Source organism: Bifidobacterium sp. ESL0728, assembly GCF_029392015.1.
In the GTDB taxonomy this organism is placed as follows: Bacteria; Actinomycetota; Actinomycetes; order Actinomycetales; family Bifidobacteriaceae; genus Bifidobacterium.
Map to the genome: position 1 here is coordinate 2,186,730 of NZ_CP113925.1, position 26,731 is coordinate 2,213,460.

Annotated in this window: 19 protein-coding genes; 6 read left to right on the forward strand and 13 right to left on the reverse strand. The window is 55.6% G+C overall.

Features of this window, described 5'->3' with window-relative positions:
* Positions 1–180: 180 nt before the first annotated feature.
* The 4 genes from OZX67_RS08245 to OZX67_RS08260 all read right to left on the reverse strand — a co-directional run bounded on the left by OZX67_RS08245 (position 181) and on the right by OZX67_RS08260 (position 5,407).
* Positions 181–1,233 (reverse strand): PfkB family carbohydrate kinase, encoded by a 1,053-nt coding sequence (locus OZX67_RS08245; protein WP_277142479.1) that lies wholly within the window; start codon positions 1,231–1,233, stop codon positions 181–183.
* Positions 1,226–2,791: a cytosine permease gene (locus OZX67_RS08250; RefSeq protein ID WP_277142482.1), complete on the reverse strand. Its 1,566-nt coding sequence runs from the start codon at positions 2,789–2,791 to the stop codon at positions 1,226–1,228. The genes OZX67_RS08245 and OZX67_RS08250 overlap by 8 nt, the downstream gene beginning before the upstream one ends.
* A gap of 154 nt (positions 2,792–2,945) precedes the next feature.
* The gene (locus OZX67_RS08255; protein WP_277142484.1) at positions 2,946–4,082 is read right to left on the reverse strand and encodes an ADP-ribosylglycohydrolase family protein; all 1,137 of its coding nucleotides are present in this window, start codon (positions 4,080–4,082) and stop codon (positions 2,946–2,948) included.
* Positions 4,083–4,462: 380 nt separating this feature from the next.
* Positions 4,463–5,407, reverse strand: coding sequence for a 3-hydroxyacyl-CoA dehydrogenase family protein (locus tag OZX67_RS08260; protein WP_277145048.1), 945 nt, complete (start codon positions 5,405–5,407; stop codon positions 4,463–4,465).
* A 220-nt stretch (positions 5,408–5,627) separates the two neighbouring features.
* On the opposite strand from OZX67_RS08260, the gene rpsP reads away from it, so the two are divergent.
* The 5 genes from rpsP (at position 5,628) to OZX67_RS08285 (ending at position 9,874) form a co-directional block, all read left to right on the forward strand.
* The gene (rpsP, locus tag OZX67_RS08265; protein ID WP_277142486.1) at positions 5,628–6,125 is read left to right on the forward strand and encodes a 30S ribosomal protein S16; all 498 of its coding nucleotides are present in this window, start codon (positions 5,628–5,630) and stop codon (positions 6,123–6,125) included.
* A 2-nt stretch (positions 6,126–6,127) separates the two neighbouring features.
* Positions 6,128–6,361 carry an RNA-binding protein gene (locus OZX67_RS08270; RefSeq protein WP_277142488.1) on the forward strand — a complete coding sequence of 78 codons (234 nt, stop codon included), beginning with the start codon at positions 6,128–6,130 and terminating at the stop codon, positions 6,359–6,361.
* 14 nt (positions 6,362–6,375) lie between these two features.
* Positions 6,376–7,104, forward strand: a complete 729-nt coding sequence (gene rimM / locus OZX67_RS08275; protein ID WP_277145050.1) for a ribosome maturation factor RimM — start codon at positions 6,376–6,378, stop codon at positions 7,102–7,104.
* Positions 7,105–7,356: 252 nt separating this feature from the next.
* Positions 7,357–8,391 carry a tRNA (guanine(37)-N(1))-methyltransferase gene (locus OZX67_RS08280; protein WP_277145053.1) on the forward strand — a complete coding sequence of 345 codons (1,035 nt, stop codon included), beginning with the start codon at positions 7,357–7,359 and terminating at the stop codon, positions 8,389–8,391.
* Between the two features lie 166 nt (positions 8,392–8,557).
* Positions 8,558–9,874: an ATP-binding protein gene (locus tag OZX67_RS08285; RefSeq protein ID WP_277142490.1), complete on the forward strand. Its 1,317-nt coding sequence runs from the start codon at positions 8,558–8,560 to the stop codon at positions 9,872–9,874.
* Positions 9,875–10,203: 329 nt separating this feature from the next.
* Here the strand turns inward: OZX67_RS08285 and rsmD are convergent, their stop codons facing one another.
* The 3 genes from rsmD to OZX67_RS08300 form a co-directional block, all read right to left on the reverse strand.
* The gene (rsmD, locus tag OZX67_RS08290) at positions 10,204–10,779 is read right to left on the reverse strand and encodes a 16S rRNA (guanine(966)-N(2))-methyltransferase RsmD (RefSeq protein WP_277145055.1); all 576 of its coding nucleotides are present in this window, start codon (positions 10,777–10,779) and stop codon (positions 10,204–10,206) included.
* A gap of 241 nt (positions 10,780–11,020) precedes the next feature.
* Entirely contained in the window at positions 11,021–12,634 is a 1,614-nt protein-coding gene (locus OZX67_RS08295) for a galactose-1-phosphate uridylyltransferase (RefSeq protein WP_277145057.1), read from the reverse strand.
* 201 nt (positions 12,635–12,835) lie between these two features.
* A complete protein-coding gene (locus OZX67_RS08300) occupies positions 12,836–13,951 on the reverse strand; it encodes an aminoglycoside phosphotransferase family protein (RefSeq protein WP_277142492.1) in 1,116 nt (371 codons plus the stop codon).
* Between the two features lie 226 nt (positions 13,952–14,177).
* Between OZX67_RS08300 and OZX67_RS08305 the strand changes: the two genes are divergently transcribed.
* On the forward strand, positions 14,178–15,314 hold the full coding sequence (locus tag OZX67_RS08305) for an ROK family transcriptional regulator (protein WP_277142493.1): 1,137 nt from the start codon (positions 14,178–14,180) through the stop codon (positions 15,312–15,314).
* Between the two features lie 142 nt (positions 15,315–15,456).
* Here OZX67_RS08305 and gnpA read toward each other — a convergent pair whose 3' ends face one another.
* The 6 genes from gnpA to OZX67_RS08335 all read right to left on the reverse strand — a co-directional run bounded on the left by gnpA (position 15,457) and on the right by OZX67_RS08335 (position 26,680).
* Positions 15,457–17,622 (reverse strand): 1,3-beta-galactosyl-N-acetylhexosamine phosphorylase, encoded by a 2,166-nt coding sequence (gene gnpA / locus OZX67_RS08310; RefSeq protein ID WP_277142495.1) that lies wholly within the window; start codon positions 17,620–17,622, stop codon positions 15,457–15,459.
* Between the two features lie 200 nt (positions 17,623–17,822).
* The gene (locus tag OZX67_RS08315) at positions 17,823–18,764 is read right to left on the reverse strand and encodes a carbohydrate ABC transporter permease (RefSeq protein ID WP_277142497.1); all 942 of its coding nucleotides are present in this window, start codon (positions 18,762–18,764) and stop codon (positions 17,823–17,825) included.
* Entirely contained in the window at positions 18,761–19,627 is an 867-nt protein-coding gene (locus OZX67_RS08320; protein ID WP_277145059.1) for a sugar ABC transporter permease, read from the reverse strand. The genes OZX67_RS08315 and OZX67_RS08320 overlap by 4 nt, the downstream gene beginning before the upstream one ends.
* A 275-nt stretch (positions 19,628–19,902) precedes the next feature.
* Positions 19,903–21,210 carry an extracellular solute-binding protein gene (locus tag OZX67_RS08325; protein WP_277142500.1) on the reverse strand — a complete coding sequence of 436 codons (1,308 nt, stop codon included), beginning with the start codon at positions 21,208–21,210 and terminating at the stop codon, positions 19,903–19,905.
* Between the two features lie 441 nt (positions 21,211–21,651).
* Positions 21,652–24,780, reverse strand: coding sequence for a DEAD/DEAH box helicase (locus OZX67_RS08330; RefSeq protein WP_277142502.1), 3,129 nt, complete (start codon positions 24,778–24,780; stop codon positions 21,652–21,654).
* 157 nt (positions 24,781–24,937) lie between these two features.
* Entirely contained in the window at positions 24,938–26,680 is a 1,743-nt protein-coding gene (locus OZX67_RS08335) for an MDR family MFS transporter (RefSeq protein ID WP_277142503.1), read from the reverse strand.
* Between the last annotated feature and the right edge of the window lie 51 nt (positions 26,681–26,731).

Consider the following 26,731-nt stretch of genomic DNA (forward strand, 5'->3'; position numbering starts at 1 on the left):
GATTCGCCTTTGGAGTTCGGACGAATTCAGGTGTCTGTTGAAGATAGTTGAATTTAGAATTTTTAAATAGAAATACGATGGGGTGGCATCTTCTCATAGGATGCCACCCCATCATTTTTTCACTGGTGCACGCGTATCCGTTAACGTATGCTTTGGTTTAACTTCCCAAGCCAAACCTTCTCAAGACAGCCGTTTTGCCGCCGATTCGATTTCGGATCTCGAGGGGCTTGTGGCAGGTCCCGAATAACATGTCGACAGCCCGCCAGCGCAGTTGGCAAGCTTCAATGCCCGGATGATGTTGTCCGATTCAAGCAACGCCGCACACAACACACCCGCATGAGCATCCCCTGCACCGTTCGTATCCACAGCGGTGACTTTAAGAGCCGGGATATGTATGACAGATGGCGCAGAAACTTCGACACCATTGAAAACATCATACTTTTCGTCGCCATGGCCGGCTTTACGCTCATTGCGGTTATCACCATCTTCAGCAGCTTTACCTTTGCGCCCATCGCAGTACCATGCGCCCAAGGCGCCGACACGCACAATTACGGGATCGCCGAAGTACTCCGCGAGCGCACGGCACTGGTCCGCATAATCCTCGGAACTGACTACCAAGCCGAAACGGGAGCAAAGAATGGCGGTCTCACGCTCGTTCATCGTCCATATCGGGTGCAGCCTGCGCAGGCTTTGCAAACAGACATCGCTGATGTCGCCAATCATGGGACTGGTGTCAAAGACGACATAGCCTTTGTTCCAGCCGGCATTTTTCGCGGCAAACCTGCGTATCGCCTCGGTGTTCTTTTTATGAGAGAATGAGTATCCGCATAAATAGACCACATCGCCGTCGACCAGCTCGATGTTTTCATACGAGTCCTCCGGCACTTGCGTTTCCGCGCCACGCGTCGAAACAAACGTACGTTCGCCGTCGGGTTCGGTCATTGCGATGCTGTAGCCGGTGTCGATATCGGGCAGTACCGCCCCACCCATGTCGACACCGATCGAAGACAATGCTTTACGGGCCACATCCGCCATCGGACCGGTGCCAATGGCACCCAGATATGACGCTCGCGCTCCCATCTGACGTGCGGCGTAAAGAACGTTGTAACCGCCGCCCGCGCTCATCGCCTGACGCGTCGCAAACACATCACCTCCACGCTCAGGCAGGTGGTCAACCGATAAGGTCAGGTCCACGCATACCTGCGCCAGGTGAATCAATTCGGGTTCACGCATGTTCGGCCTCATCGTGTTCGGCTTCGTCGTGTTTCGCGGCAACGTGTTCCACCGCGTCCTGCCCGGCTTTATCATGCTCAGCTATATTGCGTTCCGGTTCATCCTGTTCAAGTTGCGTTTCCTGCTTCTTGACTTGCGGCAAACCGAAAATCGCATACAGCACACCCGCGAGCAGCAACGACACCAGCCAGGCCAAGCCGTTCTGGCCGATCGGTGTGTTGGCCAGAGGACCGGAGAACCAGACCACCTTATCGGAAACGCGGGCCGTGACGAACAGGAATCCGACCACCAGGCCGATCAGCCAGCTAAGCGTGGCCGGAACATTGATGCCATGCCAATACCAATAGCGGGAATCTTTGCCCAAATCGAGCAGAGCGGCGGAATCGTAACGCTTTCGTTCGATCAAATCGACCAGGAACACACCGACCCAAGCGGTCAGCGGCACCGCCAGCAGGGAGATGAACGTGACGAACGGACCGTAGAAACCGTCCGAACCAAGCATGAAGTACATGGCGCCGAGCGTGGTGACCACGATATCAAGGGATACCGCGTAGACGCGTGGAATGCGGATACCGAGCGTAATAGTCGTCAGACCCGCAGAATAGACGGACAGGTTGTTGGACATCAGCAGTCCTGCGAATGCCGCGATGAGATATGGGACCGAGACCCAGACCGGCAGGGCGCTGCGCACCGCGGCCACTGGGTCGGAAGCGGAGGCGAGGCCCGAACCGCCGGCGGTAAGAATGGAGCCCACGCCGATGACGATGGTCAACGGGATACCGGCTCCCGCGGCGGCAGTAAGAACCAGGGAGCCGCTTTTGACGCTGGTCTTCTGATACCGCGCCATGTCGGCCCCGGAATTGACCCAGCCGATGCCGGTGCCCGACGCAATCGTGCCGATGGCGATGATAAAGGCGCTGACGGAACCGGTTTTGCTGGAAAGCAGTGTGTTCCAATTGACCGTCGAAACCAGATAAATCGCGACAAACAGTGTCAGGGCGCCGAAAATCCACGTGGACCACTTCTGAACCTTCAGGATGAAGGAATGCCCGGCCACTGAAATCACGGCCGTCAAAGCCACGAAGATGACCACGCAGGCGAACGTGAGTAGCGGAATGTCCTTGTAGCCGGCGGGCGTGTGGAACATGATCACGCACAACGACAAGAGGGCCGATGCGCCGGTGATGGTGTTGACAGTTTCCCAGCCAAGGCGGGAAATCAAGGCGACCAAGGTCGGGCCGACATTGCCTCGGACGCCGAAAATCGCACGGGACAGCGTCAGCGACGGCGCGCCTCCGCGGCGACCGGCAATGGACACCAGGCCGACCAAGGCAAAGGAACCGAAGGAGCCGATGATCGTGGCCAGCACCGCCTGCCAGACATTCAGGCCAAGCGCAATGATGGTGGCACCCAGCGGAATGCCCAGAATCGAGATATTGGCCGCGAACCAGACCCAGAACAGCTCGCCCGGCGAACCGTTGCGCTGGTCCTCCGGCACCGGTTCGATACCTCGTTGTTCGACGCGGGAAAGAATCCTGCCTTGCTTTGATGCCGACATATGACGCACCTTTCTTCTACTTCATTGTTGATTGATGGCTAAAGGCTGTTGATTGCTGACTGCTGGTTATCGGATGTTGTTACGGATTACGGATTACGGATTATCGACCATCGTCTGCCAGCTATGGATTATCGGGTATCGACTGTTTTGAAAATCAATCCTCGTTTTCCGTTACGCGGATTTCAACCAACGGTTCGACCGATTCCGGAAGATTGAGATGCGAAACGGCAACGACCTGCGAAGTCAACTCCCGCGGAAACGCGTCCGCTCCGAGCGCGGCACCGATCATGGCCCCGGCGATGGCACCGATCGTGTCGGTATCCCCGCCGATATTGGCCGCCGCAAGCAACGCCCTCAACGGTTCATCCGCATATCGATACGCCAACGCGAATGCCACGGCCACCGACTCATTGGATTCAACCGAAGTCCCGAACGTATCACGCAAATACTCGATAAAGGCGTCTTCACCGGCACCCCTGTTGGCAACACCATCAGCAGCACCACCGCCGCCAACACCATGCGCAACACCATCCCCGACGCCACGCGAGACACCGTCGGCAATACCTTCATCAGCAGCTTCGACAACTCTCTGTGCTGCCCTGATAGCCAATTCAGCCCGCGCGACAACGCTCGCCTTCGGGCTCCAAGCGGCACGTTCATAGGACGCATTTTGGGCCAGTTTCAGGGCGAGGTCCAACGACGTTCGCAACGGTTCTCCGGAAACGCCGAAACTGACCGCGGCGGCAACCAGCAGCGCGCTTTGGAAACCAGGAACGGTATTGTGGGTCACACGGCAGGATTCATAGACGTAATCGGCGAAGGACGAATGACGGGCATCATGGGCGATACCGACGGGCGCCACACGCATCGCAGCCCCGTTCGTCGTTCCTGTGCGCCCAGTTTTGGTGATATCCGCACCGTTCCTGACTTGCTCCAACGCCAGTTTCGTGGAGGGGCCGAGCAGATCCAAAGAACCCCTGCGCTTCATATCGTCCTCCCAAGCCAGCAATGACGCCGCCAGACGCTGCGGGTCGATATGGCCGTCGCCCTCCGCGATCAGTCCGGCGACCAAAAGCGCCTGCTCGGTATCGTCGGTGACCGAACCCGCAGCCATATCGGGAGCAATCGGCTGGTCGTCCACCGCATCCACCAGCCCGTTCACTTTCCCGTATGCGGATTCGATCCATTCGTGGCTCATGCTTTGCGTTGGCATGCCAAGGGCGTCGCCCAAAGAAAGTCCCCGCAACACGCCAATCGCACGATTGTGCATCGTGTTCTTATCGATCTCCATGCTTACCGACCTTCTACAAGCTGTTATGACCTTGTTATAGTCATATCGACTATAACTATAGCCATAGAATTTCATTGATTCCGTATTCATCCGAACTATAGATTGTCCACCGCTATTGCGGTTCCAGAAATGCCGCTTTGCAACAAAACCGGCAAGTCCTTGGATTCGACTCACCAACACACCCGTCATCAGCCTCGATGTTTGCAAGCAGGCAAATGCTTCTTTGCGTAGCTGCTGCCCTTGTAAACCAACCTTTATCGCCAAGGTCTGTCCATCGTTTTGGCAACGGCAGACAGACCCATATCAACAAGCTTGGTTAATGGCTTAAAAGCTCATAACCCATGCCGATCGCGCTACTAACGCTATGGCTATGCAACCTTTCAGCCTTGTTTCTTGCTGTCGCGGGCCAGCGCCTCAAGCAGCTGGTCATCGCGGGACTGAATGGTTTGGGCGGCCTGCTCGCCTTGCCAATCATAGAAGCCTTTGCCGCTTTTCGAGCCCAGTTCGCCGGCTTCGACCTTCGCTTTGAGAACAGTGTCCTCGCCTGTTTCGCAGGCCAAATCGTCATAGAGATACTTGGAGATGTTGTCGAAAACGTCAAGTCCGCCGAGATCGGCGCTGGCAATCGGGCCGAGAATAGCCCACCGACGGCCGAGACTGTATTTGACGATGTCATCGACGGCTTCGGGCGTGGCGATACCGCGGTTGACGATGTTCAGGCATTCGCGGATGACCGCCAGCTGGATGCGGTTGCCGACGAATCCCAGCGATTCGGTTTTGAGCGGGACCGCGTGCTTACCTATATGGTTCATCAGTTCCACGGTTACGTCCACAGTCTCCTGATCGGTCTTTTCGCCTGGCACCACCTCGACCAGCGGCATGAGCTGAGCCGGATTCCAGAAGTGCGCAACCACGAAGCGGCCGGGATGCTGCAAGCCGGAAGCGATGGCGGACGGACTCAGGCCCGAGGTGTTGGTCGCCAGAATAGTCTGGTCTGAGACGATGCCTTCGACCTTCTTCCAAACATCGTGCTTGACCTCAAGATTCTCAAGCACCGATTCAATGATGAAATCGACGTCGGCAAGCGCCTCATAGTCGGTAGTCATCGAAATACGGCTAAGTACCGCATCCCGATCTTCGGCTTTGACCATGCCGGATTTGATGAACGTGTCGAGGTCGCGCTCGATGAGCTTGCGGCCACGGTCCAGCGCCGGTTGGGCCGTATCGACCACAGTCACGTCGTAACCGCTCATCGCGAATTGCAGTGCGGTGGCATGTCCCATCGTTCCTGCGCCGAGATTGCCGATTTTCTTGATATCCATCATTTTCATAGCTGTATCTCCTCAAAGCAACATCACAGTGAAGCTTTATTGCCAAGGATAGACCGAAACCGGAATCTATCCAGCGGGCGAGCTATAGTTGAAAAGTTATTCACGGGTGCGGGGCCCTCTCAATCCCGCAGGCCGTGAGGGACAACGCGGATTCGCGCAAGTATGCCCCACATACAAGCTCGAAACCGCAATGATACCTACAAGGAGAGCCACAATGGCTACCAAGATTCGTCTGAAGCGCATGGGCAAGAAGTTCTATGCCTTCTACCGCATTGTCGTCATGGATGAGCGCAAGAAGCGCGACGGCAAGTCGATCGAGGAGATCGGCCTGTATGATCCGAACCAACAGCCTTCGATGATCAAGATCGATTCCGATCGTGCTCAGTACTGGCTTGGCGTCGGCGCACAGCCGAGCGACCCGGTGCGCAATCTTTTGAAGATCACCGGCGACTGGCAGAAGTTCAAGGGTCTGCCGGGTGCCGAAGGCACGCTGAAGACCGCCTCAGCGGCTCCGGATGCCGCTGCTCGCGTCGAAGCCGCTGAGGCCGACGCCCAGAAGCTCAAGGCCAAGCAGTCCGAAGCCAAGGCGAAGGCCGAGGCCGAGAAGGCTGCGGAAGCCACCAAGGCCGACGAAGCCAAGGCAGATGAGGCTGGGGCCGAAGAGGCCAAGGCCGAGGCTGCTGAAACCGCTGAGACCGAGAAGGCTGAGTAATCATGCTCGCGCAAGCTGTGGAACATCTCATTTCCAATATCGTCGACTTTCCCGATGATGTGTCGGTGAAGTCCCACGAAAACGCCCGCGGCGAGCTGTTGCGGGTGCGTGTGAACCCTGAAGACATCGGGCGCGTGATCGGCCGTTCCGGTCGCACTGCCAATGCGATCCGTACCGTGGTGCAGGCGTTGTCCGACCACAAGGTGCGCGTCGACATCATGGATGTTCGCAAGTGAATCGCGACGAAAACATTTCGCAGCAGGCAGACCCTCAGCAGCGTGAACTGTTGAGGGTCTGTCGTATCGGGCGTGCGCAGGGGCTCAAGGGCGAGGTCAACGTCCGCTCGTTTACCGACGAACCAGAATTGCGGTTTGCTCCTGGGTCTGTTTTGTATACCAAAGACGGCTCGCATACTTACACCGTCGCTCATTCCCGCACATTCAAAGACCGCTGGATTCTGCATTTCAAGGGCGTTGACAATCGTGACGCTTCCGAGGCTTTGAATGGCACGGAGCTTTACGTTGAAGCCGACGACCCCGAGGAAATGGCCGAAGAGGACGCCTGGTATCCTAAGGATCTTATCGGGCTTGAGGCTCGCGTTGCGCAAAATCCCTCCAACGGAACCGACGCTAGCAAGTCCGGTAGCGTCATCGGCAAGGTCCTGGACGTCATCGACGGCCCCGCGCAATCCCTGCTGAAGATTCGTCTGGCCACGCCGGTTATCGAGCAAAAGGACGGCAGCTTCGTTGCTGCCTCTGCTGCTGGGACCGACAATGGCAACGACAGTTCCGCCAATTCCGAAAACACTGATAAACCCAATGTTTCCAAGGAATCCAAAAACAAATCAGGCAAAAACGATGCCGCTAAAGTCGTCAAAACGGCACTCGTCCCATTCGTCGACGAGCTCGTTCCGGATATTGATTTGGACGAACGCTACCTCACGCTCGACCCGCCGGTCGGTTTAGTTCCCGGACTCTAACCGTTCATTCTCGGCATGATATTTCAATAATTTTTCATCGCCGCGTCAATCATCGTATTGTTGCCCTTCTTGGCGCGCCAAGAACTACCAAAATCGAAAAATTGAATATCAATCTTTCATTTTCAGGGCTCTTGGCGCGCCAAGAGCATCACCATACCAACATTTGGATGTTGCTGAACGATACACGCCTTGGAACGCAATCCTTAATCCCCGTATTTATCTGTCGGATGGGGTCACGATATGGTTGAAACCATGAAGATCGATATCGTGTCCGTGTTCCCTGAGTATTTCGAAGCCCTCAACGTTGGCCTCTTCGGCAAGGCTATCGAGCACGGGCTGCTGGACGTAAAAACGCACGATCTACGCGACTGGACCCACGACGTGCACCATTCCGTCGACGATACGCCAGTCGGCGGCGGTGCCGGCATGGTGATGAAACCTGAGGTCTGGGCCGAGTGCCTTGATGACTTGCTTGGTCTAGAACCCGTCGAAATCACTGACAACAACGACGCCCAACCCTCTGAGACAATAGCTTCGAACACCGGTATCAGTATTATTGACGATTCTCATTCGTTTGACAAGCCAAATTCGACTCCAAATGATGTAATGGCAAAAAATGCCTCAGAACGCGAATCCTCTTCTTCCCAAACCGTCAATAGAACTTCCGACGGTGTGCAAGACGATTCAGAAGACAAACCGACTACTTCCATAACAACGAGCCAAACTGCCGCCAAACCTGTCCTGATTTTCCCGAACCCTTCGGCACCGCTGTTTACGCAGCGCGACGCAACCGAGCTTTCACACGCCAGCCACCTTCTCTTCGGCTGCGGGCGCTACGAAGGTTACGACGCGCGTATCCCCCGCTATTACCGTGCGCAAGGCGTTGACGTACGCGAATACTCCATCGGCGACTACGTTTTGAACGGCGGCGAAGTGGCTGTCTCGGTGATGCTCGAGGCCATCACCCGCCTGATACCCGGCTTCATGGGCAATCCCGACTCCATCGTGGAGGAATCCTACACCGGCCAGAACGCGCTTCTGGAGCACTATCAGTACACGAAACCGGCCGTCTGGCGTGGCATGGGCGTCCCCGACGTGCTAACCAGCGGCGACCACGGTAAGGTCGACCGTTTCCGCCGCGACGAAGCCATCGCCCACACCGATCAGCTCCGCCCCGACCTCATCGAACAGCTCGACTGCAAAACCCTCGACAAAGCCGACCGCAAAACCCTGATGTCCTTAGGCTGGGAAGTCTCCGGCCCCCACCCTCGCAAGTTGGACGATTAATATCGCTCATCCAGCCAAGTTGACTTGTTATGTTATTTATAAATAACATAACTGCCCTATTTACCCCTCTATGTTATTTATAAATAACATAAGTAGCAGTTTTAGGGTATTATGTTATTTATAAATAACATACGTAAAGCGAGCAGCGCACCCAGAGGTAATCGACATGACTATTTCAAAAGCACAAAACTACATCCTGCGCCCCGACCTGCTCAAGCATCTCGAATTGTTCCGCAACACTCCAGATGTCAAAGTCCTCATCGGCGTCAGAAGATGCGGAAAATCAACAGTTCTGGAGATGTTTGCAGATTCCTTGCGAGCCGAAAACGTTCCCGAAGCCAACCTCTTCTATCGCCGTTTCGACAGCTTTGATACCCCAATTGATTATGACGCAGCAACGCTCTATAGCGAACTGAAAGAAGCGATGAGCAAAGCCGACGGGAATTACCCGATGACGGTGATGCTCGACGAAATCCAAGACGTCGAGGGTTGGGAAAAAATCGTCCGGCGCCTGCACACACGGGAAAACACCGACGTATATATCACCGGTTCGAATGCCAACCTGCTTTCCAGCGATCTGGCCACATATCTAACGGGGCGGTATGTGGAAATTCCCGTTTATCCGCTCTCTTTTAAGGAATATTGCGATTTTTCTAAAGCTGAAAACAAACAGCATACACACGGCAAACGAGCAAAAGAAACGGCCTCGGATCCCAAAACCGCTCCTTCGCGAAATGCCCCCAACGAACAACAGTTCAATGAATTCCTACGTTTCGGCGGAATGCCAGGTCTCTTCGCCCTAAGGACGAAAAATACGACGACTGTCGGCACCGAACTTCAGTCCATCTATGATTCGATAGTTTTCAAGGACGTCGCACAACACAACAACATACGCAATCTCGGCGTGCTCGAAAAAGTAAGCCGCTTCCTTTTCGCCACTTCCGGGTCGCTCTTCTCTACCAGGAAAGTGGTCAATACTCTCAAAAGTGCAGGCGAAAGCATCAGCAGCACTTCCCTGAACAGCTATGTCGAAGGTCTCGAAAAGGCTTTTCTGGTCTACCGGGCCGAACAGACAGACCTTCAGGGCAAGGCCATGCTGCGGCCGATGAGCAAGTTCTATCCTGTGGACGTCGGGTTCAGGAATCTGACCACCGATTTTTCGAAACGCGACCTGGGCGCGCGGCTGGAATGCGTGGTGTATATGGAATTGCGTCGGCGCGGCTACAACGTTTCCATCGGAACCGGCGACGACACCGAAATCGACTTCATCGCCACCAAAAACGACCTCGTCAAATCAGAAAAATTGTATATTCAGGTCACTGCAAGCATGCTGGAAGAGACGACCAGCCAGCGGGAACTCGCGCCGCTGCTCAATCTGACGGACGCTTTCCCGAGAATCATCATCACGCTGGATTCCTATTCTGCCGGTACGACGCCCGAAGGCATTAACATTATCAATGCAGTAGATTGGCTTTTACAATAAGGAAAGGCGCGGATCTGGCAACACGACAGCTTTATAATACAGCAACATGTGCTGTACTAGAAAAATCAGAATCACCCATTGACGCCGCCTATTTACTAACGCTTAAGCAGGTGGACTACTTACCATTCCATATCCGCGCGTTCTTCATACTGTCGTTTCTTGAAACAGTTCATTACGCATAATCTTATAAAAGCAATTCACTCACTCCACCCATCACAGCCTTCTGCTTGCTGAGTCGTTGTTGGTTACTGTTCGACCTTCGTACCAATATGCAGGAATTTCTTCATCACAGTCTCCTGCTTACTAGGTTGTTGTTGGCTACCGAGCAGCTATTCATGGTCGATGTAGTAGACCTCAGTTTCACCGTAGTGACGTCGGTCGAAGACTTGCCATTCTGCAGGCATGGTAAGCGGGTCGGAACGCGTTGAGCGTTCGAAAACCAGCACTGTTTGTTCGTCTGCGGCCGGAGACGCGACCAAGTCGGCGATAAGTTGGTTGCATTCTTCGGTAGTGAGCGCATAAGGCGGATCGGCAAAAATCACATCGAAAGCGGGGCCATCGTAACCGGAGGCGATGCGCTCGGCGCGTTTGCGCATCACGCGGACCTTCATCCGGCTCGAATCCCAGGACCGATTGCGTTTGAGATTGCCCAGCTCCTTGTCGATCAACGTGGCGGCAGGCCCGGCCGATTCGACGGCGACGAGCTCATCGGCACCGCGAGAAAGGGCTTCGATGCCCAACGCTCCGGTTCCGGCGAACAAATCAAGTATGCGAGCGCCATCCAACATCCCCCAAGCCTCAAGCTTGGAAAAAATGGCCTCTTTCGTCCGGTCTGTGGTCGGCCGCGTACCGGGCTTGGCTTTCGCCAGCTCGAACCCTTTGAATCGTCCCGCAATCACACGCATATTCGCCATCGTAGCGTCTGGTCGAAACCGATAGTCCACCCAACGCCATCAGCATACCGCACAAACACAGCGGGCGTACGTAACGGATACAGGTAGTAGCAATGCCAACTGTCACTTTTACATACTTGCTGGAACAGCCTAAGTAAAAGGCACATTCAGCGTCTCTATTGGTGTCTTTTTACTTAGCTATCTCAAACGAGCAAGTAAAAGGTACAAGTAACGCCAAATGACGGGCACGCATTCACTCGGCTACAAATCCAAGGGATTCCATGAAGCTTTGCGTCTGTTCCTTGCGCTTGAACACGGCGGTGTTGCCGAGAATCCGCTCGCATACGCTACCCAGCTCATCGCGCACCGCCGCCTTGATGGCAGCCTTGTCGCGATTGCCACCGAGCGCAGCGCTAATTTCGTCCCATTGCGGCTTGAACGCGCTTTCCGAGGCAAGCAGGGAAGTACCTTGTGCCAACGCGTCCTCGATTTCGCCGAGCTGTCCAATCAGACGCCCCGGCAACACAAACAACCCTTGAGCCTCAATCAGACCAATTGGCTCCTGTTTAATCGCCCAGAACTCGGGATGAGCATGGAATATGCCCTCTGGATACTGCTCACTCACGCCGTTGTTGCGGAGGATGAGATTCATCTCGTAGCCGCGATTGGTGATGACAACACTCGGCGAAACCGCGGAACGCCGCCCATCGTCGCCCTCGGAGATGATATTCAAATCCGGATTGTTGTAACGAATCCAACCCAGACGAATCCGGTCGGCGATCTCCACAATGCTTTCGCGCGAACGCGAGACCACACGCACCGCGGTACCCGGCCAATCGAGAATCTCGATAACGGCATCGTCAAAGCCGTCAAGCTTCAGCCGCGCCCACGGCTTGGCCTTGTGCATCGGCATGAGTTCGCCGCCGCCCTGATAGTGGTCGTGCGCGAGCACCGAACCACCGATACGTGGCAAAGCCGCGTTGCACCCGAGGAAATAGCCAGGAAAAACGTCAACGAAATCCAGCAGGTTGACGAATGTATCACAATCAACATGCATCGGTGTGTGCTGCTTATTGACACAGATGCCATGCTGCTTGAAATAGCCATAAGGTGAGAACTGCCAGAAGAACTCCTGACCGCCGAGCGTGACGGGAATCGTGCGCAACGTGCGTTTATCACGGCCCGCAAATCCTTCGTTTTCGTGGCAAATCGTGCATTTCGGATAGCCACCCGCGACGCTGTTGCCGGAAGCCGCCTTTTTCATATTCTTGAATTCCGGTTTGGCCAAGTTGATGGTAATAATCAGACCGTGAGACTCGAAACGCGGGTTTTGCGCCAGTTTGGCGCGTTTGACGTAGGTATTGTCGCCGCAATAATCATAAAACCAGCGCATGGCCTCCATACCACCGTCACGACGCTGAATTGCAGCGAAACGGTCTTGCAAGGCGGAAGGACGCTGGGAAAGCAGCCCCATCACCGTGTCTTCAATTCCGGGGATATCGTCGGCCTCGCACAACCCAGCTGCCAACAAAGCGTCATCGAAAGGTTTGAGCACAGCGTCTGGATCAGCGGCAGCGCCTGTTTCTTTTGCTGTCCCATTTTTGCAATCGCTTTTGGCATCCGTCAATCCTCGAGAATCAGCAGCGGAACCATTGCCGAATTCGCCGGATACGGATGCCGACGCGACTGAGAGAGACGAGGACGAAGACGCGGACGCAGAGTCATCCGAAGATCCGTACGATGCAGGAGTAGGCGCGGAATCAGTGTCGGAAGCTGAATCCACACCATACGAATCAAGTGAGAAAATCGCAAGAATCGAGTTGCGCGCCCAGTCCAGATCTCGCGAATCCAAGCCAAGATGTGCCATCGCATAATCAGTCAAGTGATCCAAAGCGGCATAGACAGCGTCAAGCCCGCGAGAATCGCTTTTACCGGCGTTACGAATTTCGCTCACTGCCATATCTTCTGCAACTTTCACAGTGCATCAGCCTTCCCGAAGCTTGTCGTTTTCATATCTCTGACATATTCACAGCACAACTACTTACCGTCGGTGACCTTTCCGACGCATTCACAGCGCATCGCCTTTAGCGTTTTCTGCTGTCTCCGCACTCCCCGACTCCATCACGGCCTCAACAATCGCGTCCATTCGCCCCTCACTGGCCTCCATCTCCTGAACCAGCTTGATTTGCGTATGGCAACGCACCAGATTGTGCTCCGGATAGTCAGTGGCGAAATAGGTGTCGCCGGAAAGATAATCGGCCAGGAAACGCATTCCACATTCCAGCGTCATCATTTTCGCACCCAACGGCAGCAGCTGAGCCTCCCGCGCAGTGATGCTTTGGCGCAGCTCACCGACGAATCCCTCGGTATATGCGCGGAACAGTTCGGTGCTGAAATGCACCTTGTCGAGGTCGCACTCGTCCTCCAGGGCCGTAGAAGCGCCAAAACGTATGGAATCGCCGAAATCAAAGAGCATCGACCCCGGCATGATGGTGTCCAGATCGATAATCGCACGGGCCTTGTGCGTGGTCGCATCCATAAGAATATTGTTGAGTTTGGTGTCATTATGGGTCACGCGCAACGGCAACGAACCGTCTTTGAGCCCGTCCATAATGATCGGATAGACATCGGCGTGCGCATAATAAAAGTCTATTTCAGGCTTGCAGGAAGCTGCCCGACCAAGTTCGTCCTTTTGTACGGCGGCTTTGAAATCGGCGAAACGATGCGGGGTGTCGTGGAAATGGGCGATGGTCTCGGTCAGCTGCGAGGCATCGAATCGCGCGAGTTCATTCTGGAAATCACCAAAAGCCGCACCCGCGTCGCGGAAAACGGAAGCATTGGGCACCAGATTGTAGGAAATCGTATGCTCAATGAACGCGTAGACCCGCCAAGCTCCAGCGGAATCCTCAAGATATGTGGCTCCGTCATTGGAACGAATGATATCGAGCGTCTCTTTGCCTTGAGATTTGAGGAAACCGGTCACCAACTCTATATTGCGCATCAGGCTTTTCGTATCCGGGAAAACGTCGGTGTTCATCCGCTGAAGAATGTACCTGCGTTGGTCGGTGGTGATCAGATAGGTGTCGTTGATATGTCCATCACCGTAGGGGCTGATGCTTTGCACGGCTCCTTCCAATTGGAAGCGAGAAGCAATCAACGCTAGCTCGGTGTCAACCCTTGACATAGATACCTTCTTTCAAAGTCGCCTCATTACGCAAATGGTGTCCAATCAGCAGAAACCGAGAGCAAAACCACTAATTGTTAATATTAGATGCATAATTAAAAATACGCAATATTCGCGTTTTACAGCACTCATTGATAGTTCTATCTATATAAGTAAAGAGTGTATTCATCATCTTCTGCATGTTGAGATATATTGGTGCTATCAGCGACAGAAAGACGGAGTGACGATGCCCCAACAGCAATATGCAAATTCCCTGGTCTTGAAAACACCCGGAACAAGCGTCAAGGCAAGTCCATCGGATGTCCGCAGAAACAACCGTTCCTTGATTTTCGGGTTGCTCTTTCCTGATTCGCAGTATTCACGCGCCGAACTCGGGCGCAAAACCGGACTTTCCCGTGTTGCGGTTTCCGACGTGGTAAGCGATATGCTCGACGAAGGCCTCATCTATGAAAACGGCTATGAGACAAAAGCCAGAGGAAAAGGCAAACGCGGCACCCTACTTGGCGTCGACCCGACCAGACTTCGGGTTATTACCGTCGACCTCTCCCAAAACCACCTCATTGAGGGCGCAGTGACCGATTTGCTCGGCACTCCACTACAACGCAATGAACTCGCACTCAGCGCCACTGACCATGTCGATGAGCATACGATCTGCGAACTCATCAAGAAGCTGATGGTGGGCATGGAAAATGTCATCGGCATCAGCGTAGCTGCGACAGGCGTGGTGCAGGATGGCATCATTCGCCAGTCCACCGTATTTGGTTGGCATGATTTCGACTTGAAAACACCGATCGAAAATCGATTCGGCTTGCCGGTCATCGTCGCCAATGACGTGGTCTGTTCAATGCTCGCCGAACGCTTTTTCGGTTCTGCCGGCCCCAACATGCTCTTTGTCAAACTCGATCGAGGCATCGGCGCCGCAACACTGATTAACGACACGGCCATCATCGGCGAAAACCATGCAAGCGGGGAAATCGGGCATATCTCCATGGATCCCGATGGCCCGAAATGCCCATGTGGGAAACGAGGATGCCTGGAAATGCTTGTTTCGGCACCCCTACTGCGTCAACAGATGTACGGGGCTCCAGCCGAAAAGCAGGTAAAGATCCTGCAAGAAGCCGGTCAGCGCGTGGCTTCGGCGCTGGCCATGCCCATAGGCCTGCTGGATATGGATGATATCTGCATCTACGGGCCTGCCGACATCATCAACACGGCATTTTTATCTTCCGCACAGGATCAGCTTGACCGTACCACCACCTCGATGTTCCGTAAGCACGCCACCATCCGACGCTGCGAATGCGGGCCGAACGCCACCATGCGCGGCGCAGCCATCACGATGGTGCGAGACTTCGTCGACAGGTAAAACGACACTCGAAACTTGCATGAGAAAGCCGGCCGACCCACGGAGTAGAGGCCGTCCGGCTTTCTACAGATTATTTATCGGTTCAATCGGTATCTGCAGGATTCATAGCCGATCCGCAAACTTTACAACCGAACCGGCAGATTCACAGCCGATTCCACACGATGCCGTTCGGCTCGATATCGAAATGCACCGGGTTGCTTTGAGGCACACGGACATCCGTGGACTGCGGTTCGTCGGTATTGTTGACAACACAATACCAGCCGGTTTCTGGGAATCTGGCGACCTCGCATTGCGGATTGGACGAGCTGTAAGCCTCATATTCCGCTTCTTTATGGCTTCCCCAGAACAACGCACGCTCCAAAAGACGGGCGTTCGCGGCCGAATAAGGAAGCCCGGAAATATAGACGCCACGTCCCTTGCCATAGTCGTTGGCTGCGAGCTGGACTTGGCCGCCCTCGGCCTTGAGCAAGGTCACCTGTTCGTTGACGGGATAGGTATTGACGATCGGTTCACCGAAATCGACAGTTTCGCCGGCCGGCACGTCTGCGGTGATGAAGTGGCGAGCCGCCACCTCCGGGAAGTATTTGTCGACCGAGAGGGTCTGGAAGCGTTCTTCGTCGATGCCAAGCACGTCGGCCAACTGGAAGAATCGGCCTTGCCACCAAAGGCTTGAAGGCTCCCCCACCCCGACAAAGGCGCCGCCTTCTCGCACCCAGGAACGCATGGTTTCGATGAGACGGTCATCCTTCCATACGTCTCCTCCGGTGAAGGAGGTATTGACCGAGCCGGCATTGATGATCACGTCGATGTCCGGGTCGATGCCGCAGGCCAGCACGTCATTGAAACTGATGAAGCGCACATTGACCCGCATGCCGGAAAGCGCCTCAAGGATGCCGTAAAACGAATACGTCTGCTTGATGGGCAGCGAGTGCGCGACGGTATAAGCCATCCACGAACGCATCTTGCCCCACGAGTTGAGGATGGCGACATTGAGGTCGCCGACGGCCGGTTTGCCTTGGGTCTTGTCGCTCAGATCGCGGAACTGGTTAGCGATATGCGTCACCGCGTCCACAAACTTCGGGAATTTTGCGGCCAACGAGAGGTAGCCGCCATAGCCCATGCGATCGAGCGGGCTGCGCAGGATGGCGCGGCGGGCCTTACGCCAGTTGCTCCACGCCTCGATGCTCGGGTCGTTGCCTTCATAGAACGTATCGGGGAAGAAGTACGGCAGGAAGCGCCCTTCGGTATATTTGACACCTTTGATGTCGGAGATCATGCGGGTGGTGGTGCCGTCGCCGACAGAACCGACCACGGCATCGAGCCCCAAATCGCCGAAACCATCCATATACGGCTCCGTGCCGATCCATTGGTCGCCCAGAAACATCATGGCTTCCTTGCCGGCCTCGTGGGTCATGGAAACGAGTTTCTTGACATTGCGACGCACGAAGCGGGAGAGGAAATCAAGCCAATCGCGTTGCGCTTTTCTCGGGATGCGGAAGGATGAGTCGTAGCAGCCTTCGTCCACGAAATCCTCAGGACGCAGCCGATAACCATACTGGACGGCGAAGTCCTCCAAGGCCTGCGGCGAGACGGTGCAGGCGCTACCGAACCAGTCGACGACTTTCTCCCGATGATGCTGATCGAAGAGGAGCGTGAACTGATAGAAGAAGGTGGTGAAGCGCACGACATCCACCTCGGGATTGTCCTTCAACCACTGATTAAACGTGTCGAAAACAAACTTTCTTGTCGCGGGATGATAGATATCGAAAGGAATCTCGTGTTCTTTGTCGCCCCAATCGTTGGTCAGATGGTTGTACATCTCCACAGGATCCCAGATAATGTAAGCCAAAAACGAGACGGTGTACTCATGCATCGGCACGGCATGGCGGATGACCGCTACGTTCTCTTCGGGTTTGAGGCTCCAATCCTTGGGCGGTATCACCTGGCCTGTCGTGCGATCGATGACCTCCCAATACTTGGATGGGTCCGCATCGTAATTCGGCTTCAACTGCTCGGAGAAGAAGGTGTCCATGAAGGGAATATGGACCGTGCCGGAAGTCGCCAACACACGCTGGCTCAAGAGATAGACCTGCGGGGTCTCGTCCATGTGCAGGGTGATCCATTCGTTGTGGGCACGACAAGGGAAATACGCGCTGTAGACCTTCTTGCCCAAAGCCACAACCTCATCGTCCAAATGAGTGCCGTCCGAGTTCCGGATGGCGTCCGCACCCCACAGATTCGCCAGTTCTATGGTTTTCTTCGCGAAATGTTCCTGCGTGGGAATTGTGAATCGCCCTGTTGATGCCATATACAATCGTCCTCTAAAATTCCTATATTTATCTAGTTCTCAGGCCTGTTATTTTTAAGGTCTTGTTGTACTTTTGCCCTTTATCCCATAAAAGATGAGCCAGCGGACCGGCAATCCCCAATGTTCAATCAGGCAAACTTGGTTCTGACGGCAAACACATAACCGCCAGAGCCAAGTCGCCTGATTGAAGCGAAAGCCTCTCAGCCCTTGACCGAACCGGCTGCCAGGCCTGCCTGCCAGTAGCGCTGCAAAGCCAGGAAGAGCACGATGACCGGCAGCACGCCGAGCAGCGCGCCCATCATCAACGCTCCACGGTCGGTGAACACCGGCAGCGAAACCAAGCCATAAAGACCCAGCGTGACAGGCTTCAGACTGTCGCTGGAAACCATCATCAACGGCAACATGAAGTTGTTCCACGTGGAGACGAACAGGAAGAGGAAAATCGTGACCATGGCCGGCGCCAGAAGGCGAAGCACGATGGTGAAGAAGATCCTTGCCTCTCCCGCCCCGTCGATACGCGCCGCCTCAAGCAGCTCATCGGGCACGGAGCTCTGCGCGTAGACACGGCCGAGGAAGAAGCCGAACGGCGAGACGCAGCACGGAATGATGATGGAAAGCATCGTGTTGGTCAGGTGCAGCGTGTGGAAGATGGAGTAAAGCGGGATGGTCAACAGCGTGGCGGGCATGAGCATGCACGCCATCACCACTCCCATGATGATGCCCTTGCCACGGAAGTTGAACTTCGCTGTGGCGTATCCGGCCATCACGGAGATGATAGTGCCGATTACCGCCGACACCGTGGAGTAGAGCAGCGAGTTAAAAACCCAACGCCAGAAGTAGCTGCGGGTCCAGCCCAGCAAGAGGCTGTAGTTGGCGGCTATAGCGGCGGGCAATTTATTGAGCGGCACCGAGAACCACAGGCCATTGCTGCCGCTCATCTGGGCGGGCGTCTTGCTGGAAGCGATCGCAGCCCAGTAAATCGGGAACAGGAAGTAGATCAGAGCCACCACCAGCACCAGAACGGTGATGATCTTCACCTGTGGTGAGGGACGCATGGAGCGAGGCAGGTCGTTGGCTGCCTTGTCACGCAGTTTGTCGGCTTTACGACGCGCGCGGCTTGCTTGCATATCTTCGGAATTCATTGCTCATTCACCTTGCTTTCAGCAAAGGCATAGCCTATAGCGAGCACACCGGCAATCAATGCCATCACGATCGCTATGGCTGATGCCGGCCCATCGCCGCCAGGGGTCAGAGAACCCTGTGAAGTGTTGAGTGCCATCATCATCGGCGTATACGATTTGGAAATCCCCTGATCCATGGTCTGCATGATCTGAGGTTCGTTGAAGAGCTGAATGCTGCCTACAATCGAGAGAAGCACGGCGAGAAGGGCTGCGCCTCGAACATTGGGCAGTTTGATTTTCATGGCTATCTGGAAATTGTTGGCACCATCGATGCGCGCGGCCTCGTAAAGATCGTGCGGAATGGCTTGCAAAGCCGCCAGGAAGATCAGCATATTGTAGCCGGTGAACGTCCAAGTGGTGATGTTGGCCATGGAAACGATACGCATACCCGGAGCGAAGAAGTTGACAGGAATGCCAATTGCCTTGAGCCCTTTGACAATCGGAGAGATCTGATCGTTGTAGAGGAACACCCAGATGATGGATGCCACAGCGCCCGGAATCGCGTAGGGAAGGAAGTAGCTCAGACGGAAGCCCACGACGTGCTTGACAATGAAGGAATCAAGAACCATCGCCAGCGCAAGTGCTATACCCATCATCACCGGCACCTGAATGATGGTATAGATCAGGACCCTTCCGCATCCCATCCAGAAGTTTCTGGATGTGAAGACATATTGGAAGTTCGTCAGCCCCACGAATTTGTTGACCAGTGTGCCTCCGCCGTAGGCTCCGCCGCCGGTCGAGACCTGACGGAAGAAACTCGAATAGATTGCCCAAACGATGGGAAGAATGAACACCAACGAAAAGAGAATGACGAAGGGCAGCATAAACACCCATGCCCGTCGGTTCTCACGCTTCGCAGCCGAAGAACGTTTCGGCTTTTTCTTACTGTCCGTCTCCCCCTCTTTGACCGGCGGCGCCGTCGTCGTGGTTATTGCAGTCATGTCGCATCAACCTTTCCTCTACGATTGCCTTTTGAAGCCAGACCCTCGCATTTGCGCGTATCTGAATTCCCTCATATTGCGGAAATGGCTGGCCGGGAGGCGTCACACAGACGCACCGACCAGCCAAAACCGTTACAACACTTTCGATTGGAGACCGCTTATTCCTTTACCGGCAGGTTGTAATTCTTCAACGTGTCGATCGAGGTCTTCTGCGCGGAAGTGAAGACATCCTTCATCTTCACAGAGCCGTCGGGCACCTTGGCCGTCTTCTCAACGATGTCGGAATTGACAGCGGAGAAGCCAGGAATGTAGGTGAAGCTGCTCATGTTGTCGTTCGCCGTGGCGAATTCCTTCATGAGGTCCTCGCCGCCATAGAACTTGGACCAAGTATCGGGGGTCTTCGCCTTTTCGGTGGTTGCAGCCACGATCAAGCCCTGGCTGGTCAAGTCGGCGACCTGGGTGTTGAACCAGTTGAGGAACTTCATGGCCTCGGCCGGGTGCTTGCTGCCCTTGAGGACCGCGACACCGGAACCGCCGTTGGGGCCCGTCTTCGTGCCGTTGCCGAACCAGTCACCCATCTGGGCCATACGCCAATCGCCCACACCGTGCTCACCGGCGGAGCCCATGATCAACGGAGCTTCCCAAGCGCCGCCCACGGTACCGATAATGGTGTTGTTCTGAATATCGGAATCGAACGTCGGCGACCAGCGATCGATGTAAAGGGCAGCCTTGGCGTCAACAAGCTTCTGGAAGGTATCCGCCGTGGCCTGGGAGCCCTTGGTATCGGTATTGACAACCCACTTGCCGTCTTCGACCTTGTACCAAGGTCCTGAGGCACCGGCCATGCCAGACAGCCAGTTGCCGTCGGCCTGAAGGGTCATCATGTATTTACCTGCTGCGGCGGTCTTCTGCGAATCGGCAACCAACTCATCAGCTGTCTTGGGCAGCTCGGTGATTCCCAGCTTGTCCAATTCGGCCTTGTTGTAGAAGTACAGCATCGGGCCGGTGTCCTGGGGAAGGCCATAGTACTTGCCGTTCACCTGCATCAGATTGAACGGGCCCTTGGCGAAATTGCCCTCATACTTCTTGGCTTCGCTGGTGACATCCTGCAGCAGACCCTTGGTGAATACCTCAGGGACTTCGGCGTAACCAAGCTGAGCCAAATCAGGCCCGTTGTCGGCCTTGACGTCGGTCTCAAGCTTCTTGATCATCTCAGCGGACTTGCCATCGAACTTCGTGGCCTTCACCTGAATGTTCGGGTTTTTCTCGTTCCACTTCTTGACGATGTCATTGACCTGCGTCATGCCTTTGGAATCCGGCAGACGGTGCATATAGGTCAGCGTGACCTTTTCGCCTTTCTTTGAATCGGCACTGCTGTTCCCGCCACCAGAACCGCAGCCCGCCAAGCCCATAGCCAAGGCCGAAATCGCGGCGATCGAAGCCAAAATCCTCTTTTTAGCTACCATTTCCACTCCTCTTCGAGCAACGTAGCCACCACGACACCGTGACGACTACTACCTAATATAACGACAATCTTTTATTTATTTATTTCCTTGACAACGCAAAGTTTCTGAACTTGATTACCTCCTCAGATCCGAGTAGGGAACAACCCTTCCGGGCTCTTCTCCTTTGAATAAAACCTTCGTGTATCTCTGCACGTACTTTCAATGTACACTATGTTTCCTAAAAAGAAAAATCGTAAAATATTCAGCGTTTCACAATTAAAAACATAATGTAATGGTGCAGAAAATTTGGTTATTGGGATTTATGTAAATGTCATTATCATTAATATAAATATATATAATGCTCAGATTATTATTTGTCTGTATGCGCGAACGCGAGAGACGTCACAGATGACGACAACGCCGAGAGGACAAGACGGAGTCAGTCCCGTTTTATGCGGATTTTCAGTTGCTCAGAATCTCGGATTCGCCGCCACGGGTGAAATCGAGGACCGCACCGACCAGCTGGGGTTGATCGGCCAATGTCGGGTCGCGCTTGAGCAAGGCTTCGGCCTGTTCGCGGGCATCGGCGATGATCTTGGCATCCTTGACCACGCGTAGCAGCTTCAAGCCGGACTTGCCGCCGGACTGAGCGTCGCCCAAGACGTCACCGGCGCCGCGCAGCTCGAGGTCGGCCTGCGCGATTTCGGCACCGTCGAGCGAACCTTCGATGACCTTCAAGCGCTGTTCCGCGATGCTGCCCGGTTCGGCGCGCGAGACGAGGAACGCCCAGGAATCGGCGCCGCCACGGCCCACGCGGCCACGTAGCTGATGCAGCTGGGCGAGGCCATAACGATCGGCATCGAAAATAGTAATACAACTTGCCTTCGGAACGTCAACACCGACTTCGATAACCGTGGTGGCCACCAGAATCGGGGTTTTGCCGGATTCAAAGTCCGCCATCACCTGCCGCTTGGTTTCGTCGTCGTCACGACCGGTCAACGTCGCGAATTTGATACCTGCGAACTGTGGCAATGACGAAAGCCTGTGGGCAATTTCGTCGACGGCATGCAGGGGCGGCTTGGGCTCACGGGGCGCGCCATCGTCATTCTCGTCGCCATAATCGTCGACCTCCACGAACCCGCTTTCGACATCGTCGCTGCCCAACCCGGCGGCGGAAGTCCCGTTTCTGCCGCGGCCGCCTGCACTTGCGCTCATCGAAGCGCTCACGCCCGCTTTGCCACCTGCCCCGGCCAAAGCTTCGGCATCGGCCTCATCCGCGTCAATTCTCGGGCAAACCACATACGCCCGCTCCCCCGCGTTGATACGCCGGCGAATATGCACGAACATCTGCGCCATCATATTGCCGTCGGCCTCGGGCACGATGAACGTGCGAATCGGCTTACGGCCGCCAGGCAGCTCGGTCAGCCAGGAAATGTCGAGGTCGCCGAACCATGTCATCGCCGCGGTGCGTGGAATCGGTGTCGCCGTCATCACCAGCAGGTGCGGGGTTTTCTCACCTTTCGAACGCAAAATCTCGCGTTGCTCAACGCCGAAGCGATGCTGCTCGTCGATGACTACCAATGCCAGATTCGGCGCCTGAAACATCTTGGAAAACGCCGCGTGCGTGGCGATGATGATGCCAGGTTCGCCGCTTGCCGCCGTCGCGAGCGCCTTACGCCGAGCCGCCAGTTTCATTCCGCCGGTCAGCAGCGTCACCGGAATGGTCGCGTGATTCGCGGATTCGCCGGTCTTGCCGATTTTGGAAACCTTGGCATTTGCGGCATTGGTCTTGGAAACCTTGGAAGCCTTATAAGTCTTGGCACTCGCCGAATCGGCCTCACGACCTGTCACTATGTTTTCCGCATGGCTGTTCGCCTCATCGGCGGCATCTTCCAACAAATCAGGCACCGCACCATCTGCGTTGTCGTTCACCTGTGCAAATCCGCCTGTCGACACAGCGCTGCTGTCGGTTTTGCCGGCTTTGGGATTCTGACCGCCGGCCGTCAATGCTTCTCCGGCCCCGGCAACGGAAACACCGGCCGCCGACGCCTTGATTGGGCCGGCATTTGCGGCATCGTCGCCAACGATCTTGGCCACCATACCGCTGATGGTCTCGAAATGCTGTTCGGCGAGCACCTGCGTCGGTGCCACCAAAACAGCCTGATTGCCGGACCCTACGGCCTCAAGCATGGCCGCGAGCGCCACCACGGTCTTGCCACTTCCGACCTCGCCCTGCAGCAGACGTTGCATCGGATAGTTGCGGCCCATGTCCTCACAGATGGTGTCGATAACGTCCTGCTGGCCTTTGGTGAGTTCAAACGGCAATGAATCGACAAACCGCTCTCGCAGCCCGGAATCCTTGCACTCGAAAGTCTCGGCCTTTCGTGAGTTCTCGCGTTCCTGCAACACCGAAACCTGGGAGACGAACGCTTCCTCATAGCGCAACGTCGCCAAAGCAGCGTGAAACGCTTTGGTTGATTGCGGGTCGTGGATCGCCGCGAACGCATCTGCACGGTGCATCAAATGTTTGGATTCAATCACTTCCTGCGGCAGTACGTCGGGAATTGCGGCGCGTAAAGCAAGTACGTTTGCCTTGTCATCAGCGCTATTATTAGCATCAATAGCATCAGCGACGATATTGCCGATACCATTACCTTCACTATCACTTTCCGATAATCTACTATCTTTGGCGACAGAACTGTTATCCGCGAGGCTTGCACCGGTTTCATTGCTGATTTCATCGCTATTCTTCTGCGATGATTCGGCAGGAAAACCGTTAGCGGCATCAACGCTCTTTGTCAGCACCGCTTCCCCGCTCGCACGCAGCGCGTCGAGCATCGCGACGATGGATTCGTGGATGTGTTCGGTGGAAATACGAGAAGTGGCATGGTAGACCGGACGCGGGCGGCAGACGTGTTGGAGCGCCTCGTAAGCGGTTGAGGCGTCGAATTTCAGGGCATTGAAGACCTGCGACTGCTGGGAATGCGAAGCGGGGACACCAAGCGCGGGGGCTGCACCACCTTGTGAGGAAGACTGTGCATTGGCCTGGCTGGAAATGGTATCTAAAGAAAGCTCGCCGGCACTTGCAGAACCCGACGCTGTTGCCGGATTCGCAAAAACGTTGGCACCTTGCGGCATCACTGTAAGCACTTCGGGATGCGTGAACTGCAGCTGGCCGTTGAATTCCGTGGGAGTTCCGGCGAGAACGACGTCCGCGCCCGAATGCAGCCGCCCGCTCATCCAGTCCATATACTGCTTTTTGTGCGAGAAAAAGACCAGCCTGCAATTCGCGCCCGTCACCTGGCGGCTCGCGGCAAACGCGGCATCGTCAACGACGGCTTCCAGCCGGTACCCGCGTCGGCCACCCATCGGAATGACCCGCGCAAAACGCACCACCGCGGCGAATGCCATCGGCATGCCCACCTTCGCCTCGCGAATCGCCCGCAGCGGCACGGGCTCGGTGACACGGAACGGATAGTAGGTCAGGGCGTCGCCGACACTCACCATACCAAGCCCCTTGAGCGCGCTGACCCGTCGTTTGTTGGCGATCAGCGCGGAAATCGGGGTGGTCAAAGTGACGGTATTGCTCATATTCCTATTCTATTGAGGGCCGGCGAACGAGAAATCCCGCACAAGTCGATAGATAGGATTTCAGGAATGGCCATATTCAGCCAATCTCAAAAACCTATTTACCGACTTGTGCGGGACTTTCCCGGCAAATAACCCGGGAACCGCCTAACTCAACCCATCAGCGCTTGGAGGCGTCGTCCGTCGAAGTCTGCTTCGAGAGACCGAAGGAGATGATGAACGCAACGATGGCGAGCACCAGCGCGAAGGTGAAGCCCCAGCGCGAACCGGTGACGAAGGCCATGGCCTTGCCGCCGGAGTGGGAAGCCGCCTGGCCGGCACCGAGCAGAATCGTGGCGACTGCGGTGATGACCGCGCCGAGGACCTGCTGCATCGTGTTCAGGATGGTGGAGCCGTCGGTCGAAAGATGCTGCGGCAACGAGGCAAGCGCCGAGGACTGGGCCGGGCTCATGGCCATCGGAATGCCGATCATCAGGATGACGTGTGCGCAGATGATGTAGCCCACGGAAGTCGACGGGCCTGCCAGCATCAGCAGGACGACGCCGATCATGGAGAGCACCAATCCGCCGCGCACGAGCCATTTCGCGCCGACGATGTCGTAGAGACGGCCGGCGAACATGGAAACCACCGCGTTGACCACGCCGCCGGGCAGCATCACCAGTCCGGTCAGCGCGACCTTGATGCCGAGACCGTTCTGCAGCTCCTGCGGCATCAGATACATGGTCGCAAGCGTGATGCCGAAGTTCATCATCACGATCAACGCACCTACGGTGAACTGGCGAATGCCGAGCGCATGGAGGTCGATGACCGGGTTGTTCATGTGCAGCTGACGATAGCTGTAGACGGCGATCGCGATGATACCTACCAGCAGAATCACCACAACCGGCAGAGAGAAGCCCATGTCGCTGATAAGGCTGACACCGAGCACGAACCCGCCGAAACCGACAATCGAGGTGATGCAGGAAAGCGCATCGATATGCGGCTTGGTGAGCTTATAAGCATTGACCATCCAGATCGAAGCGACAATGAACGCCACCAGCGCTATGACGGCGAAGAAGAAGAAAATCGCACGCCAGGAGAAAGCACCGATCAGGCCGCCGGCAAGGGTCGGGCCGATAGCCGGGGCGAACATGACCACGAGACCGGCCATGCCCATAGCGGCACCGATCTTGTTCAACGGGAAGACCTCGAGAATGACCGAGAACATCATCGGCAGCACCAGGCCGGTCGAAATGCCCTGGATCATACGGCCCGCAAGCAGCACACCGAACGAGGTACCAGGCGCGAAGCCGGAAACCAGCGAGCCCACGAAGAACATCGCCAGCGCGAACAACAGCAGCGGCTTGGACGGAATCCACTTCAACAGCAAACTGGTGAAGGGCAGCACAATGCCGATGACGAGCATGTAGCCCACCACCATCCACTGCGCGGTGCCGGAGCCGATGTGGAAGCTGACCATCAAATCGGGCAGCGCGATGTTCATGGCTGTCTCGCTGAGCATGCCAAGGAACGCACCGAGATAAAGCCCGAGCATCGTCAGATTCGGGTGCTTCACATCCACGCGAGCCTTCAGCGGCTTGTGGGACCCCACGGTAGCCGAGTCGGTGGAAGCAGCATTTTGCTTATGCGATTGCTTCGTCATGTCGCCCTGCGCAGGCAATGACGTTTCCGCACCGCTTCGCAACGACAACTCATCTGCCGTAAGCGGCTTCACAGCGGTGTCTTTCTGCGCCGATTGCGCCAACCCGCCAGTAATCGACAATGGCGTTTCCCGCTTCCTTACAGACGTCGAAGCGCTGTTCCTCTTGCTTGCCGACGCTTCCGCACTCCCGTTTTGCTGCAACGTTCCGTTTTCAGGCGCAATTGACCTAGACATGGCAGAGCCCATGTTTTCTTTCTCCATTTCATTCCCACGTCTTATCGCCGTTTACGTCTCGCGCAGGACATTCGTGCA